Source organism: Neisseria sp. P0001.S005 (assembly GCF_051963715.1).
On sequence record NZ_JBQCTZ010000669.1, the window covers coordinates 1 to 409 of the forward strand.

Annotated in this window: 1 pseudogene; it reads left to right on the forward strand. The window is 43.0% G+C overall.

Going from position 1 to position 409, the window contains the following annotated elements:
• Positions 1–144 (forward strand): annotated as a pseudogene (locus ACTHSP_RS22295) (MBL fold metallo-hydrolase); the annotation flags it as partial.
• Positions 145–409: the final 265 nt, after the last annotated feature.

The window sequence follows — 409 nt, forward strand, 5'->3', positions numbered from 1 at the left end:
CCGCGCGGCAATCATGATGACCTCATAAACAATATCTGCGCTAAACTATTAACTCTGCCCGAAACCACGCAAGTTATCGCCGGACACGGTCGCATGACCAGCATCGGGCATGAGAAAAGGTACAATCCGTTTCTGGTTCGTTAATATGAATGTTGTATAAAGCCAACATTCTGGCATACACAGATTATGCGTACAAAGGAAAACTGGCATACAATTTGCAGGGATAACACCCGAAAGATTAAGTACCTAATCTCCGGCAAATGCCAAAATGAACTAAAGCACAAAGATAACAAGGTATTACGCAATACAACCTGATTTATCGAAAACCGGACATCTCTAAACCCCAAGCCTTACTCGCAGTGAAATTGTTACAAAGTGACAATAAATGTCAGTCAGGCCGTCTGAACGG